Annotated in this window: 14 protein-coding genes and 1 pseudogene; 8 read left to right on the top strand and 7 right to left on the bottom strand. The window is 39.1% G+C overall.

Annotated elements, in window-relative coordinates:
* Positions 1–279 precede the first annotated feature (279 nt).
* Positions 280–1,716 (top strand): amino acid permease, encoded by a 1,437-nt coding sequence (locus tag A6755_RS15170; RefSeq protein ID WP_034312050.1) that lies wholly within the window; start codon positions 280–282, stop codon positions 1,714–1,716.
* Between the two features lie 262 nt (positions 1,717–1,978).
* On the opposite strand, the gene A6755_RS15175 is transcribed toward A6755_RS15170, so the two are convergent.
* A complete protein-coding gene (locus A6755_RS15175; RefSeq protein ID WP_063591176.1) occupies positions 1,979–2,257 on the bottom strand; it encodes a hypothetical protein in 279 nt (92 codons plus the stop codon).
* A gap of 383 nt (positions 2,258–2,640) precedes the next feature.
* Here A6755_RS15175 and A6755_RS15185 point away from each other — a divergent pair, with 383 nt between their 5' ends.
* Both A6755_RS15185 and A6755_RS15190 read left to right on the top strand, forming a co-directional pair.
* Entirely contained in the window at positions 2,641–3,972 is a 1,332-nt protein-coding gene (locus tag A6755_RS15185; RefSeq protein ID WP_053534965.1) for an oligosaccharide flippase family protein, read from the top strand.
* Between the two features lie 180 nt (positions 3,973–4,152).
* Entirely contained in the window at positions 4,153–4,344 is a 192-nt protein-coding gene (locus A6755_RS15190) for a DUF3934 family protein (RefSeq protein WP_063591178.1), read from the top strand.
* A 206-nt stretch (positions 4,345–4,550) separates the two neighbouring features.
* Here A6755_RS15190 and A6755_RS15195 read toward each other — a convergent pair whose 3' ends face one another.
* Positions 4,551–4,916: a DUF948 domain-containing protein gene (locus A6755_RS15195; RefSeq protein WP_063591179.1), complete on the bottom strand. Its 366-nt coding sequence runs from the start codon at positions 4,914–4,916 to the stop codon at positions 4,551–4,553.
* Positions 4,917–5,010: 94 nt separating this feature from the next.
* Positions 5,011–5,400, bottom strand: coding sequence for a DUF948 domain-containing protein (locus tag A6755_RS15200; RefSeq protein WP_063591180.1), 390 nt, complete (start codon positions 5,398–5,400; stop codon positions 5,011–5,013).
* 127 nt (positions 5,401–5,527) lie between these two features.
* On the opposite strand from A6755_RS15200, the pseudogene A6755_RS26120 reads away from it, so the two are divergent.
* Both A6755_RS26120 and A6755_RS15205 read left to right on the top strand, forming a co-directional pair.
* Positions 5,528–5,785: pseudogene (locus A6755_RS26120) on the top strand (four-helix bundle copper-binding protein).
* A 215-nt stretch (positions 5,786–6,000) separates the two neighbouring features.
* On the top strand, positions 6,001–6,312 hold the full coding sequence (locus tag A6755_RS15205; protein ID WP_034312065.1) for a hypothetical protein: 312 nt from the start codon (positions 6,001–6,003) through the stop codon (positions 6,310–6,312).
* Between the two features lie 390 nt (positions 6,313–6,702).
* On the opposite strand, the gene A6755_RS15210 is transcribed toward A6755_RS15205, so the two are convergent.
* Positions 6,703–7,374: a hypothetical protein gene (locus A6755_RS15210; RefSeq protein WP_063591181.1), complete on the bottom strand. Its 672-nt coding sequence runs from the start codon at positions 7,372–7,374 to the stop codon at positions 6,703–6,705.
* A 314-nt stretch (positions 7,375–7,688) separates the two neighbouring features.
* On the opposite strand from A6755_RS15210, the gene A6755_RS15215 reads away from it, so the two are divergent.
* Positions 7,689–7,898, top strand: coding sequence for a YqaE/Pmp3 family membrane protein (locus A6755_RS15215; RefSeq protein ID WP_063592571.1), 210 nt, complete (start codon positions 7,689–7,691; stop codon positions 7,896–7,898).
* A gap of 60 nt (positions 7,899–7,958) precedes the next feature.
* On the opposite strand, the gene A6755_RS15220 is transcribed toward A6755_RS15215, so the two are convergent.
* Complete coding sequence (locus A6755_RS15220) at positions 7,959–10,529, bottom strand: helicase-related protein (protein WP_063591182.1); 2,571 nt, start codon at positions 10,527–10,529, stop codon at positions 7,959–7,961.
* 531 nt (positions 10,530–11,060) lie between these two features.
* Here A6755_RS15220 and A6755_RS15225 point away from each other — a divergent pair.
* Positions 11,061–12,020, top strand: coding sequence for a sensor domain-containing diguanylate cyclase (locus tag A6755_RS15225; protein ID WP_063591183.1), 960 nt, complete (start codon positions 11,061–11,063; stop codon positions 12,018–12,020).
* A 278-nt stretch (positions 12,021–12,298) separates the two neighbouring features.
* Here A6755_RS15225 and A6755_RS15230 read toward each other — a convergent pair whose 3' ends face one another.
* Together A6755_RS15230 and A6755_RS15235 are read right to left on the bottom strand one after the other, a co-directional pair.
* Positions 12,299–12,478 (bottom strand): hypothetical protein, encoded by a 180-nt coding sequence (locus tag A6755_RS15230; protein WP_034312075.1) that lies wholly within the window; start codon positions 12,476–12,478, stop codon positions 12,299–12,301.
* Positions 12,479–13,222 carry a type II toxin-antitoxin system SpoIISA family toxin gene (locus tag A6755_RS15235; RefSeq protein ID WP_244889745.1) on the bottom strand — a complete coding sequence of 248 codons (744 nt, stop codon included), beginning with the start codon at positions 13,220–13,222 and terminating at the stop codon, positions 12,479–12,481. It lies immediately after the preceding gene.
* A gap of 260 nt (positions 13,223–13,482) precedes the next feature.
* Here A6755_RS15235 and A6755_RS15240 point away from each other — a divergent pair, with 260 nt between their 5' ends.
* Positions 13,483–14,568: an MBL fold metallo-hydrolase gene (locus A6755_RS15240; RefSeq protein WP_063591185.1), complete on the top strand. Its 1,086-nt coding sequence runs from the start codon at positions 13,483–13,485 to the stop codon at positions 14,566–14,568.
* Positions 14,569–14,793: the final 225 nt, after the last annotated feature.

Here is a 14,793-nt window from a genome sequence, read left to right on the forward strand (position 1 = left end):
CATTGGCGGATGATCGATTTGAATCAATTTACATCCCTAGTTTCCTGACGCTTGGCTTCTCTTTCTTTATTAAGCGGCGCTTTCGAAATTAATTCTGCATAGGTACCTATGTTCCTTGAATCATGCTTCTTTAATGCAGAAGTAATCTCTTTTCGGAGGGAATTCGACATCATCTAAGAATCAGATTCTAAGCTATTAGACTTGTAAGAACACAAATTCCCTAATAACGTCCCAACATAAATGAAACCGTTTGCACCCATCAGGTAAAGGAGTTTTTCAATGAAAACAGCAGAAAATCAACCAAATGAATTAAAACGGAGCATGAAAGCAAGACATTTATTTATGATTTCAATAGGGGGATGTATTGGTACGGGCTTTTTCATCGGTTCGGGCTATACCATTCATGAAGCAGGAGCTTTCGGCGCTATCCTCTCTTACATAGTCGGCGGCTTCATCATGTATTTAACGATGCTATGTCTAGGTGAACTATCCGTTGCGATGCCTGTTTCCGGTTCGTTTCAGACATATGCGACAAAGTTCATCGGTCCTGGCACCGGGTTTGCCATTGGATGGCTTTACTGGTTAGGTTGGGCAGTTACAGTTGCCTTGGAGTTTCTGGCGGCAGGCCAGCTTATGCAAAGATGGTTCCCTGAATCACCCGTTTGGATGTGGTGTGCAATCTTTGCTTTTCTCATCTTTTCACTAAACGCTTTATCAGCAAAGGCATTTGGCGAATCGGAATTTGTTTTTTCCAGCATAAAAGTATTGGCCATCATTCTGTTCATCATCGTTGGCGGTGCTGCTATGTTTGGTTTGATTGATATGAAAGGTGGACAAGAGACTCCATTTTTCTCAAACTTTTTCGCCGAGGGTCTTTTCCCTAATGGGATATCGGCCCTGCTAATCACAATGATTACAGTGAACTTTTCCTTCCAGGGCACAGAGTTAATCGGAATTGCCGCTGGAGAAAGTGAAAACCCGGAAAAGGTCATACCAAAATCCATCAAACAAACGGTGTGGAGAACCCTCTTCTTCTTTGTTCTTTCGGTCACTGTACTTTCGGCGATGATTCCAAGGGAAAAAGCAGGTATCTCAGAAAGTCCATTCGTTGTTGTACTGGATAGTATCGGGGTTCCGTATGCAGCTGACATCATGAACTTCATCATTCTTACAGCACTATTGTCAGTGGCGAACTCCGGCCTTTATGCTGCGACACGTATGCTCTACTCGCTTTCAAGGGAAGGCATGGCAAGTCCGAAGCTCGGTTTGGTGAATAAGAGAGGAATTCCGCTTAATGCCCTGCTCATCACACTGGCGATTGCCGGTTTGTCTTTACTTTCTAGTGTAGTGGCTGCTGACACAGTATTTGTCTTTCTTCTCTCCCTTGCAGGATTAGGTGCACAAATTGGCTGGATTGCCATATCTGCTAGTCTTCTTGCTTTTAGAAGATCATATACCCGCCAAGGTGGAAAGATAGAAAATCTGAAATTCAAAGTTCCGCTATACCCATTCATCCCCATTCTTGCTTTAGCAACAAACTGCATCGTCATGATCAGTTTAGCATTTGTTCCTGAGCAGCGAATGGCCCTGTATTGCGGGGGAGCATTCTTCCTTGGATGTTATGCGGTTTATCACTTTAGAGTGAAGAAAAACAAGACCATAGAAACGCCTAAGCAGGAAGTTGAATTAAATGCCGGTAAAAAAATGGTCATTTAATCCAGAACGCTGCGAAGTATAGTAAGTGGTGAAAAGCGATTATTACAATCCATCAAGATTGCTTTTCAAAGAAGAAATACCCTGGATGTTTACACACCCAGGGTATTTCTTTTATTTAGTCACCATTCCTGCCAGCTACCCAATGGTAAACCTCTTTCCAGCTTTTTTAGTTCCCCTAACCACCCCTGTATATAAATAGGAAGTTAAATTTCAAGCTCCATCTGGGCAATAAAAACCAAATGTCAAAACAAAAAAAATCATCTTAATCGATGATTTTATATTGTGCAAATTCCTTTAATTTAGGCAGGATTGGCTCTAAAATTTCCTTGGCTATGTAATCGGTGTCCAATCCAATGAAGCGTTCACTTTCCATGTCGACAGATCTCGCATTTTCCGGGTCATCACAAAAAATAAACGATATGATTCCGTTCTCCTCCATCATATCTACATATTTAAATGTAATGTCATGTTTCGTAAGACAACTTTCAAACGCAATGCACAATTCATCTATATTTGATTGACTAATAGATGTGAATTTCATATTGATCATCCCCTCTGCTAAAGGATAGCAAAATAAAGCATGAATTTCAAAGCGAAATTCGTGTCCCGCTCTTATGTTCTTCTGACACTTTCGACCAAAGGAACCATGGCAACAAAAAAGCCCTCGATTGGAATATCACCGTATGAAGCCTTTTGATGAATGTCATGGCTAATTATTTTCCCATTAGAAATGATCGTAACCAAATCGATTTCATTCCATTTCCCGAGCTTACCCTTATTTAATTTTTTATCTTTCAAGAGCGATTAATAAGGATTGCCATAGGCATAATCGCATTTTGTATAGCCGTGATCTGCAGTTCCTCATGAATATTCCATGGCATGTCTCATATCTTTATACAAACACCTTGTTAGGAGTGGACCAACATGAAATCTTTTTATAAAGGAACGCTCATCTTGATTGTCGCAGCGTTTTTTGGTGAATGTATCGAATTTTTAGTGAATATGCTCCTAGCCAGGGAATTACACGAAGAGGGCATGGGGCTTTATATGTCCATATTGCCGATTTTCTTTTTGATATATGTGATCGCCAGCCTTGAATTACATATTTCCATTTCAAAATTCGTTGCGGAAAATAAACAGGCCATGCATTATAATCTTATCATTCATGCACTTAAGATGGCTGCAGTCGTCGTATTGGTAATGTGTGTAGTCATGCCTTTCATACTTTCCTTCTCATCCATAATGGACAAATACCATCCCTATATTAAATGGCTGCTCATCACACTGATCCCAATAGTTGCCTTTTCGTCGATTGCAAGAGGCTATTTCATGGGTGTCCAGCAAATGGGGAAGATTGCCTTTTCCAACTTTTTAAAAGATATCATTCAATTCGGCTTGCTTTTCCTCATCTTTAACTTATTTCATTTTAACCAGGAAAAGTCATTATTGATGGCCTTTTTTGTTTTGATTGGCAGTGAGTTCCTCGTTTTTCTTTACTTGATCAACCTTTTGATTCTTCAAATGCGGATCATGAGACGCGGTACGAACTCACGGACAACCGGTAAACATGCACGGCAAAAGTTATTGGCGGTTTCTCTGCCCACCATGGGGTTAAGGATCTTTCATGCGATAACAAATGCCATCCAACCTTTTTTGATCCACACTGCCCTTCTCTCGGCAGGATTCGGTGCGGTAGTGGCTACGGAGCATTTTGGGATGCTTACTGGAGTTGCAATGACGATCGGCTTCTTTCCAGCCTTTATTGCGCATTCCTTAATGATCATGCTCATTCCGAATGTTTCGAATGCTTACAAGAGGCAGGATAAAGAAAAATTGAGGGTTTTATTGCAAAAATCGATGTCTTTCACCGTATTGTATGGAGTTCCGGCCGTGATTTTCATTTATTTCTTTGCGGAACCTTTGACCTCCCTCTTTTTTTCTTCAACATCTGCCGCATACTATTTAAAATTATTATGTCCTTACTTCCTTTTTCATTTTTTTGTCATTCCCATGCAAGCCTATCTCATCGGCCTGGGTTTAGTGAAAGATGCTTTCATCCATACCGTATGGTCCCATATTGTTGCCTTTTTAATGATGTATATCCTAGGGTCACAGGCATCTCTTAATATGGGAGGAATCATTTTAGGAATGAACACTGGTGCAGTATTATTAACCTTCATGCACTACTTGACCATTTGCAAAAAAATCGGCATAAGCATCTTACTGACGAAATCAAGATCGATATCGATAAAGTGAAGCCAAAAGCAAGTTCCGCACGGCAAAAACCTTGTTGTTATTGGTTTATAAAGATTTAGATTAAAAATATTGAGCCTTTCCCTGTACATATCCCCTTCGTTACTGTATATTTCAACATACTTGGGTAATAATCAAGTAAAATGGTTTAAACTAACCATACAATAGTAATGGAGTGATTTCATGAGTAAAGCTAAGGCTAAGAGCGGAACGGGTAAAGGTACGGGCACTGGAACGGGCAAGAAGGGCTGGAATCGTTGGAAAACAAGTGCCAACAAGAAAAAAAGCGCCAAACCATATGTTAGTAAAGGCGTCAAGCATTCCAGTGATTCAAAAACATCCGGTCACTCTACAGGTGACAAGATAGAAAAATAATTGCTTGTCCTGCAAAACATACAACATTTATGTTTGTTCCATATTCTCATACAGGGTGTTAAGAGATCTGTATGAGAGAAATGGGTCTTATCGATATAAACCACTGGCGATATCCATATGAGGCATAAGAGTACGGCCATTATACATACCATCAAAAAAGACACTCCAAAACCGGGCAGTGTCTTTCATTTTTATTTTTTTCTTTTTTATCTAATTTGGCTTTTGGGTTTGATAGCATTGATTTTTTTCGGGGAAAACTCTGTACGGAAGCCGTTAGTGGCTTTTTTAACAGAGTTTGTAACTGAATGTATCGCTTCACCAACATCCTGTGCAGAATCCAATAATGGTTCGACCGTTTTCATTTTAGTTTTTACATCGTCGGTGATTTCATTTGCATTTTGCAATAGTTGTTTCGATTCGCCGGACAAATCGTGGATGGCATTTCGCACCTCAGCCAATGTTTGATTGGCTTCCCCTATCGTGACCATTCCCTTTTGAAGTGTACTTATTAAAAATACGACCAACCAAATGAAGGCTAAAGCGATTGCAGCCACACTATATTGAATAATCAAGATAAAGCTCCCCCTCTGAATTAAATAGTAGAAACGATTATTTTAATAGGTTAGTGAATCCCGGGGTGCCTGTTTTTAAAGATAAATGATGATTCTATTTGAGTCTTATTTGAACCCCCCCAGCTTTAGTCCGAGTTGAAGGAGCTGACGGTGTGGATAAATCTTTGGGTCGGCCTTCCAAACTGGCTTCTTTCATGGAATTGGTTACATTATGAATCATTTCCCCAACATCTTGAGCGGATTCCAGCAATGGATCTACATTTTCCATCTTCCCTTTTACATCCGCTGTGATTTGATTGGCAGAGTGGATCAGTTGTTTGGACTCTTGCGTCAATCCATGTACAGCATTTCTTACCTCTTCCAGTGTCTTATTTGTTTCTTCCAGCGTTCCCATTCCTTTACGCAGCGTCTGGTTGACATTATATATCAAATACACGACGGCTCCGGAGACACTGGCAATACTTAATTTAATGAACATTTTCATATATCCACTCCTTTCATTTAAATTTATGCATTGTCCCTTTCATTCATTCCCTATAGTCCATTACTTGTCCGATCAGTTTTAAAGAAGCATTTACCTTTCTCCAAAAGAAGTTTAAAGGATAGTTTAATTGATAATAGTAAGGGCGTGTAATCATTGTTACGACGCATGCTTAAAAGACTAACATGTAAACATGATGCTGGAATGCATTCGCTTGGATCGGGAATGTGCGGATATTTGCTCTTTTTTTGCACAGGCGATAGGGAGAGGAACCCCGTTTATTTCAGAGTTGGCTAAAGTTTGTGTCAAGATTTGTGAAAGCTGCGGAAATGAATGCAAAAAACACGATCATAAACAGTGTCAAAAATGTGCTGAGGCTTGTTTGTGATGCGATGTAAGGATAGCATTAGCTATTCCTTTTATTATCCTTCCCCCTTACCAACTGACTACTTTTTGAACCTATTAAAGGATGATGATATTTCTTATATATTCTAACGAGGTATTTGTTGAAATTTATTTACCAAGAAATTTTCAAAAATACGAAAAACATCTATTGAAAATCGCCCTTTTTAGGCACACTAGTATTAAAAACAGGAGGATATTATGACACCTCGGAATGTTCCTGCTAAAGATGATTTAGAAGTGAAAGATACCCCCGCTTCACCTGATAAGGAAAGTGAAGCAGCTAAACTCAATCGATTATTAGGTGCAGTCATGCGATATTTATCAGATGATGAGCAAGAAGAAATAGATATAGAGTATCTTCTCGAAAACACCGAAGGGCTGCGGGATTGGTGGAGCGAATATAGGGAGCTTGACCGAAAACGGGTAGAAGAGGAAATTAAAAATTCCCTGACGGATCTATCCCTCGAAGAACTAGAAAACATACGAGAACAAATCCGTACAAAGGCATAAAAAAATCCCTGCATAGGGATTTCAGTTTGTAGAATGGGGTTCTACCTAAAATATATAATAAGACTAGATTATCCTTTATCATGTTTTATATTATAATCCTTATTGGATTGAACAAATTTGCGACACTCCTGTAGAATTACTGGCTAGCCGGGACACCGCAGCCGCTTTGATGCGGCTTGGCAGACAGTGGCGGAAAGGGAATGGATTTCTGATATCAACTGAAACGGTTTTTAAATAAAAAACGGCAGTCAAACTCGCTTTTCTTTAGAGCTTGTCGTCTGAAATCCCTGCATTGTGATTTAACCAGATCATGCATGATTTTTTTCATACCCAAAGACATTTTTTGAGTTTAACAATCATTCCGTTCATGGGCACCATACATCCTCGTAATCAAACGCCACTCAAGGAACTTAGTTCTAGTTGATCGATCATGGAATCAACCAATGCATGCAATGGATTTAAAACTATCTGTCCTGTCTGAAGTTCATATCTCCTTGCCGCTTCGACCATTGATAGTTGAGCTACAGACAGCCGTCTATTTTCGTTTTTAAACTGGGATAAATAATTCATGATTTCCTGATTATATCTTTCTCCCAATCCCTGCATAATCAATTCAAAGGCATCGTCGATAATGATGACTTCAAAATCCACAGTCCCATATTTTTCAGCATGTGCAGTTAAACGTTTGACTGTTCCTTCAACAGTGGCAGGGTTCGTGAATAATATCATTTGCGGCTGCTGGAATTGGCAAATTTGCTCAAAATATGGTTCATCGATTTTAATGATGGGCATGGGTAAAGATAGTTGTTCTTCGTTTAATAAAGCAATATAGTTTGTACAAGTTATCAGGATGGCATCCACTTTACATTCAGCAATCCATTCGACCTGTTGTTTAACCTTTTTTTGAGCATCCGAATAATTAAAATTTTCATCCGTTGACACCCGTTGCATCAATCCCGGATCTACAAAATGAAGCCATTCAATATCGAATTTCGAGAATGCGTTTTCTATGTATTCTATATTTGTATAGTGTGCATGCAAACAGCCTATCTTTTTTTTCATAAATCTCCCGCTTTCGTAAGTTAGTATTCTGATTATTCTAACACAAAAACGCGACACATTGACCAATGGCAGCAAAAACGATGAATAACCATGTCCCTCCTGTTATATCGGGGTAAAAGACTGCTTCTTTGAGCCAGATATAACAGGAGGTATGAATTGGGCCCTTGAGCATATATTTATCAAGGCGATAACAAGGGGAATCATCAGGAAAATGGAACATCAGTAACCAAATTGCTGCTCATTTAAAGTAAAGTAACCATTAAGAGAAACAAACCGAAGTCAGTTAAAAAACATTATATTGGAGAGTGTTCACCATTCTTTATTTAATTGCGATTCTATTCCCTCCATTAGCGGTTTTATTGGCCGGTAAACCCATTCAATCTGTGCTTAATTTGGTCCTCACACTATTTTTTTATGTCCCTGGATTAATTCATGCAATCCTAGTGGTGCATGACAAGAAAGCGGATAAACGAATGAAGCGGCAAGCAGCGTTTATTGCTAAACTGAAACGAACGACTAAGTGATTTATGCAAACACCAATAACCCGAATGCAATGTATTCGGGTTATTATCAAAAGAATTCGTTTAATTGAATCTGTGCGTCTTTCTAATCCCTCTATGATAACAAGCGTCACATATTTGAAAACGTGAGTCATCAGGCAGCCTTTTTCCACAGCGCTTGCATTTTTTTTGATAATTCAACATTTCATCTTTTAACTGATCATGAACACCATCACTGATTTCTTCACGGATACGCTCCCAATAAACAGCTTCCGTACGCTTACCCATCCGATATAAAAATAATAAATGAAGACCTATCGCTTTATAAGATAGCTCCAATTCCTCAAGATTCCTTGTCTTTATGATCGGTTCAGGAAGGTCGCTGTTCTCGGCAATAGCTTCGACCGTTTCCAGCCACTGTCTGATCAGACTTGGTTCTTTTGCCGAAAAAGGAATATGCAGAAAACCATATAAATCCATTAAAGAAAAACGAGCTTCGATTTCTGTATCCCGTATCAGTTCGTAAAGCTCCCTTTCTTCCGATAGCGAAGCCTTTTTCGTGCCTTTAGGAGGCTCAAACCTCTCCCACATTTCGAAAAATGTCCCCAGGTTCCGGTAATATTTTTGAAAACGTTCAAATACAGCAGAGGTTGGGGCGATTGTGAAGGTTTGAACTGGCTCATCTACCTGTTCCAGCAACTTATTCATGATTTTGATTTCTGCTGTAAATGCTACCTTCCCCGTGTCATAAATCCCTTTTCTACCCGCTCGGCCTGCGATTTGCTTGATTTCTTGAGAAGTCAATCTTCTTCTTCGTGTCCCGTCGAATTTTTCATTTTCAAGAAAGACGATGCGGCGTATTGGCAAGTTCAATCCCATTCCAATCGCATCGGTGGCAACGACAACTGATGTTTCACCGCGATTGAATAATTCTATTTGCCGTTTTCTATTTTCAGGAGGCATACTGCCGTATATCATGCTGACATTATGTCCACTCTCTTTAAGCCGGGATGCTGTTTCCAGTACCTGCCTTCTAGAAAAACAAATGAGGGCATCCCCTTTTTTGGTATACTTCAGTCCAAACTCCCTTTGTTCCACCTCAAGCGGTATTTCCCGTCTGTATTCGTGAAGTTCTAAATCGGCTTCATTCAGAAGGTTCAGAAGCATCTTTTTGATATTATTGCTCCCGATTATGTGTACTTCATTCGCATTAGCTTGCGTAATTGCCCTAAACCAAGAAAAGCCTCGATCTTTATCGGCAATCATTTGGGCTTCATCTATGACGATTACTTCATGGTAGTCTTTTTCATGAAACATTTCAACGGTACTGGAGACATGTTTCGCACCCTCAATAGCCTTTTCTTCTTCACCGGTTTTTAATGAGCAAGGTACACCATCCGCATTTAATTTATCAAACACTTCCAGTGCAAGCAGTCTAAGTGGAGCCAGGTACATACCGCTTTCCGCTTGTTTCATTTTTTCCAGGGCCTTATGCGTCTTCCCTGTATTGGTCTCACCTATATGCAAAACATATCTAACTTTTTTTCCCAATGATGGAGTATAGGCCTTACCGATGATGTCATCGATCATCCTTTGCTCTTCTGCCCGCTTCCTGGCTTCTTCTGCCAATACTTCAGCTTTTCTTCTTTCTCTGTTCTCCACGTCTTTTTCAAATATTTCTTCGTGCAATATTTCATTAAAAGGAATTCCTTCAAGCTTCAGTAAATCAGAAAGGTATTCTTCCTGAAGCTCATCAAAACAGGACTGAGACAAATCGGCCAATTCATCGCTTAGTATACCTTGAAGGGCTTCAATCGTCAGCCTTTCCCCATATAACTCCAAAAAATCATGATGCAGGTCGGCAGATAGATGGTTCAAGTATTTGTCAGGGGCTAATTTCATTATGAAATCCGAAACTAACCTTTCATACCTGTAGTAGTAATTTTCATATTCATAACGGTTCCGGCCCCAACCGATTAACGAATGGATATCGCCTGTCAGCTCTTCGAAAAAGTCAGTGACCATCAGGTATTCGGCAGCTTGAAAACCACCCTCTTCAACTAATTGTTCTTCAAGCAAATACGGATCGACATATTGGAATTTAGGCTTATTCTTCAGATCTTTTGCCATAATACCGGCAATATAATACCTGACATGTAAATATAAAAGAAGTGAATTATTTTCGAAAAATGAATTGGCTTCTTCTTGCAGCCTTGCGCGTATTTTCCAACGCTGTTTGGCAAGCCGCTGTTCTTCTTGTCGCCTAAAGAATTTCTCCCTTGCATTTTTATATCTCTTCTCCCAAACTTCTTGATTGTCGGCAAAGGTTTTTTTAATCCACGTTAAGCCATCAAATGGGCGATACTTCTTTAATTCGTTCCGGAACATGCTATTGATCAGCTTATGGTCTGAACCTTCCGTTACAAATCCCCTTTCGCTTAAAAAAGCTTTTTTTTCCTTTCTGGGCACATCATTTGATGCTTTATTTATCCAAACATTAATCCAAATTTGCTCAATAAAAGTCGTCCTGTCTGATATATATGCTGAATAAGAAGGCATTGTCTCTTGATTCTCTAAATAAAAATCAATATCCTGGATGATTTTTTCTTTTGTATTCTCTATAGCAATAGGATATATACTTTCTAATTTTCCCATAGTGATCCCCTTTTGAATTATCCAATATGTACTTTATTACTTCCTTTTATCCTCCCCAAATTTTTGTTTAAAATGAGCTTGGTACATTCGTTTTATCATTTAAATTCATGAGCTCCGTTATCATGAGAGGATGCAAAAATGCCAGGTTGCTTTGCTTTCCAAGGTGAATATCAAAAATATGCCAAATATGCACATTAAAGTTACTCTCACCATTTCATTTACAGTATAATGCTATAAATACTGAATAGAATTTATGGATTTTGAAGAGATACCCAGCCTTGGCCAGAATCGTTTTATAATCAGGAGAATTTAATGATAATAAAAAAAACCGAAAATTAAGTAAAGGTCCATTTTTCAACTTTCCCGAATACATGATTCATCCATAATACAATTCCAACCCCTTAATTGAGTTTAGAGGAAATCCGGGCAACTGTCACGATATTCAGATTACGCTTTTGTGTCTTTGCTTTGTGTATAAGGAATATCATCAGAAAACCTAAAAAGAATATAGATAAAAAAAGGAGCCTGGGAATGATTCAGCAAGATATCAACTATTATAAAAATTTTGATTCCATCGCTAAAGAAGTATTAGCACTATTAGCTCAAACCATTGAGGTCAATACATTTTTCCTTTCTATAGTGAATCCCATCCAGAGTTTCATGATCAAGTCCTTCAATAGAAATGCAAAGTTAATTTGTGAAGGTGACATCCTTCCTTATAATATGGCTTATTGTAAATTAGTTGTTGAGAATGGCTTGGAACCACTTGTTATCCCGAATTTGGGGAAACATGAATTGACTAGTGACCACCCTGCAACGAGGTTTATCGGGAATGGGTGTTTTATGGGAGCTCCCCTTATAAATGAGGGTGAAATCATTGGGACATTATGTGCATTCGACATTAATCCTCATGTTTTTAAAGAATATGACCTAACCCTCATTAAGTCTATGGCAGCTTTGATTAGTCATGCCATCAATCTTGAAAAAGGGATTATCAGGGATCCTTTATCAGGTCTTTATAATCGGAACTTCATTTATAATTATTTTGATTATCATCAAGATAAAACGAACGATGAAATGGCCCTTCTTTACATCGATCTTGACCATTTTAAATTTTTTAATGATTCCTTTGGACATGATACTGGTGACGGCGTCATCAAAAAGGCTGCCGAATGTTTTTTGCAAACCGTCCCCGAAGGCAGTCAGGTGGCTCGAATCGGTGGTGATGAATTCATTGTATTATTAAATCCTTCGCATTGTGAGGATTTAATGAAAAGCACTCAGCAAAACGCTGAATTATTATTGAACCGTTTATCCACCATGCCCATTACCATTAATGGAAATGATCATTTTATATCAGCTAGCATAGGGATTAGCTTTTACCCTCATCATGGTACGGAAATGGACTCACTTTTGAAAAAAGCGGACCGTTCCATGTATATGGCCAAAGAGGCTGGACGGAAAAATATTCAATACTTCCACCCTGAGTGATCATGTAAAAAATAAAAAAACCAGTTCTCCTTAGGAGACTGGCCTTCTTTCACCTTAAAAAAATCCAACGTTTCGCTTTCAGCCTTTGCAAAAGCTTGAGCAGGTCGGCATTTGCCTTATGTATCCGTTTCTCGGAGGGTGAAGCGGAGGGGACCGGGATGTTTACTCTCTCGGGCTTTTTGTTCATATTCTGAAAGACCCTTCCTATTCTTTGATTTTGAATAGTATATGCGGGTTAACCATTAAATATCATAAGGAAAGGAAAAACCCCTTCCTTTTCATAAAACACTTTTTAACCGGCTGAAGCGTGCAGCTTTTTCTTTTTGTTTAAGAATGATGCGTTCGTTCTGTTTCATCACTTTTTTAGTGTGGGGACTTAAACCTACATCTGGTATTTTAACCTGTGGTTTGATTACGGCAACCGACACGTCGTTGCCGGCTTTATCATAAATGCTCATTTATCCTTCACCACCTGGTTTTTGTTTTATGACCATATCGAACATCATGATTAATAATGCTATCAATAAACAATCGACTTCTGAAACGAAGCTTTCTGATTTAACGTCAAGGATAAAGGGTTCCATCAAAATACTAACAGGCTGAAGAGCCATTTTTTCTTCATCATTATAATACGTATCTTCTCTTTCCAATGTAGCACGAATGGTACTGCCATTCAAGTTCGGAACCCCATTTATCACCGACTGCTTGTCCTGTTCGGTTTTGAAAGGAAGGATTTTCACGTTCATCCCTTCCTTTGCTGCATATGCTTGAAGGAGAATGCTCAAATAAGCCAAGTATTCCTTATTCGTTTGATAATACTCAGGTATTCCTTCTTTCTTTAGGAGATGGAACATATTCTTGACCTTTTCCCTATTATCCGTTAATAGTTTATCACTTTCCGCAACGGCTTTTGTTGCATAGGATAGCTCATTATCGCCAATCTTCGATATATACATGCTCAAGAACACAAACATATCAATCAGGATGAATACGATAGCCATGATCAAGAAATTTTCCCACTCATTAAAAATGCTCATCGGATAGAAATTCCAATAAATCAGTGCTCCCAGTATAAAAATGATATACCAGGTTTTTCGAATCGCTTCAATCCTTTTACTAACCTTGTCTTTATATTTCCAAGAAAGAATGACATAGGCTAATAATGCAATAAATACTACCCATACAAAGACTCTGAAAAACATTAACAATCGATTTATCCCCCTACCCTTCAGCTGCTACATTCCTTATCCCGTCCTCTATATTATTCATTATATATACCTCTATTCCCTGCCTGAGACGGGTGAAACTTAAACATTTGCCACAAGAAAAAACACTCCACCCCATGTGATTTTACAGATATCTTTATCATTTATCTTGTGGGACATCATAGAAAATAACCGTATAAATTCTATGATATGATATGTATAAATAAAAGCTATGATTACTATTGGAGGAAGCTATCATGATGAAAATTATTAAGATCCTCATTTCTACTTTTATACTCTTGTTACTTTTCCTTAACCTCTATCCTCCGCTTGGAAGACGGACAAACAAAGAAAAAGTAAGAAGTTTCACTACTAAAGAGAATTTTGCCAAAGGGAAATTCCAAAATCAGATTCCTGCCAGTCAAGCGATGAGTCTTAAGCATACTGGTTCCATTTTACGTGATTTCATAAAACCTAATCCAAAGAGGAGGCCCGACAGTCCCATTGTAATTGGAACAAAAGAACCCGCTTCTAAGAATTCCAATAAAATCACCTGGTTTGGTCATTCTGCATTCATGTTGGAGTTAGATGGGAAAACCATTTTAGTGGATCCCATGTTTGGCAAAGCACCCACTCCCTTTCCATGGTTCGGGAACAAGCGCTTTAGCGGGGAGCTGCCTTTTGATATCGATATGCTTCCTCCTATCGATGCCGTCCTGCTTTCACATGATCACTACGATCATTTGGATTATTTCTCGATAAAGAAATTAAAAGATAAGGTCAACCAGTTCATTGTCCCACTCGGTGTCGGTGGACATCTAGAAAGATGGGGCGTTAAACAAGAACTGATTCAGGAACTTAATTGGTGGGATGAAGCTTCATTCAAGGACTTGCAATTTATTTGTACACCTGCAAGGCATTTTTCTGGTAGAAGTTTAGGCGATGGCAATACGACACTTTGGTGTTCTTGGATAATAAAAGGAAAACAAGAAAAGGTATATTTCAGCGGCGATAGTGGTTATGGCAGCCATTTTAAAGAAATCGGCGAAAAATACGGTCCATTTGATTTAACTTTAATGGAATGCGGCCAATATGATGAACGCTGGTCAACCATCCATATGATTCCGGAAGAAACTGTTCAAGCACACATCGATGTACAAGGAAAACGTATGATCCCCATTCATTGGGCAGGTTTCACATTGTCTTTTCATGACTGGACAGATCCGATAGAACGGGTAACAAAAGCGGCCAATGACCTGGGTGTCCAGGTCTGCACACCTCAAATAGGCGAACCGGTAGTGCTTGGTTCGACGGATTTCCCTCAAACAAGATGGTGGAAATGAAAAAAGGGGTTCGGGAATATCATTCATCAAATGATATTCCCGAACCAAAAGACCCAAAGCAATACCTTCACCCCCTCAGGTATGGTTTCTATCTAAATGTTATATCTAAGTTGATTGGAGCGGGTGTACGAGACTCCTGCGTGAAAAGCGCGTCTAGGGGATAACCCGCAGGCGAAAGCCGAGGAGGCTCCCTGAACCGCCCGCGGAAAGCGAGTGCCCTACGTT

It is taken from the genome of Peribacillus frigoritolerans (genome assembly GCF_001636405.1).
GTDB classification, from domain to species: domain Bacteria; phylum Bacillota; class Bacilli; order Bacillales; family DSM-1321; genus Peribacillus; species Peribacillus frigoritolerans.

Bases quoted from the DNA above. Each gene is read 5' to 3' on its own strand.
- A6755_RS15190 (WP_063591178.1), top strand. From the start codon at position 4,153: ATGAGTAAAGCTAAGGCTAAGAGCGGAACGGGTAAAGGTACGGGCACT.
- A6755_RS15225 (WP_063591183.1), top strand. From the start codon at position 11,061: ATGATTCAGCAAGATATCAACTATTATAAAAATTTTGATTCCATCGCT.
- A6755_RS15230 (WP_034312075.1), bottom strand. From the start codon at position 12,478: ATGAGCATTTATGATAAAGCCGGCAACGACGTGTCGGTTGCCGTAATC.
- A6755_RS15200 (WP_063591180.1), bottom strand. From the start codon at position 5,400: ATGAAAATGTTCATTAAATTAAGTATTGCCAGTGTCTCCGGAGCCGTC.
- A6755_RS15205 (WP_034312065.1), top strand. From the start codon at position 6,001: ATGACACCTCGGAATGTTCCTGCTAAAGATGATTTAGAAGTGAAAGAT.
- A6755_RS15235 (WP_244889745.1), bottom strand. From the start codon at position 13,222: ATGTTTTTCAGAGTCTTTGTATGGGTAGTATTTATTGCATTATTAGCC.
- A6755_RS15185 (WP_053534965.1), top strand. From the start codon at position 2,641: ATGAAATCTTTTTATAAAGGAACGCTCATCTTGATTGTCGCAGCGTTT.
- A6755_RS15175 (WP_063591176.1), bottom strand. From the start codon at position 2,257: ATGAAATTCACATCTATTAGTCAATCAAATATAGATGAATTGTGCATT.
- A6755_RS15170 (WP_034312050.1), top strand. From the start codon at position 280: ATGAAAACAGCAGAAAATCAACCAAATGAATTAAAACGGAGCATGAAA.
- A6755_RS15210 (WP_063591181.1), bottom strand. From the start codon at position 7,374: ATGAAAAAAAAGATAGGCTGTTTGCATGCACACTATACAAATATAGAA.
- A6755_RS15220 (WP_063591182.1), bottom strand. From the start codon at position 10,529: ATGGGAAAATTAGAAAGTATATATCCTATTGCTATAGAGAATACAAAA.
- A6755_RS15240 (WP_063591185.1), top strand. From the start codon at position 13,483: ATGATGAAAATTATTAAGATCCTCATTTCTACTTTTATACTCTTGTTA.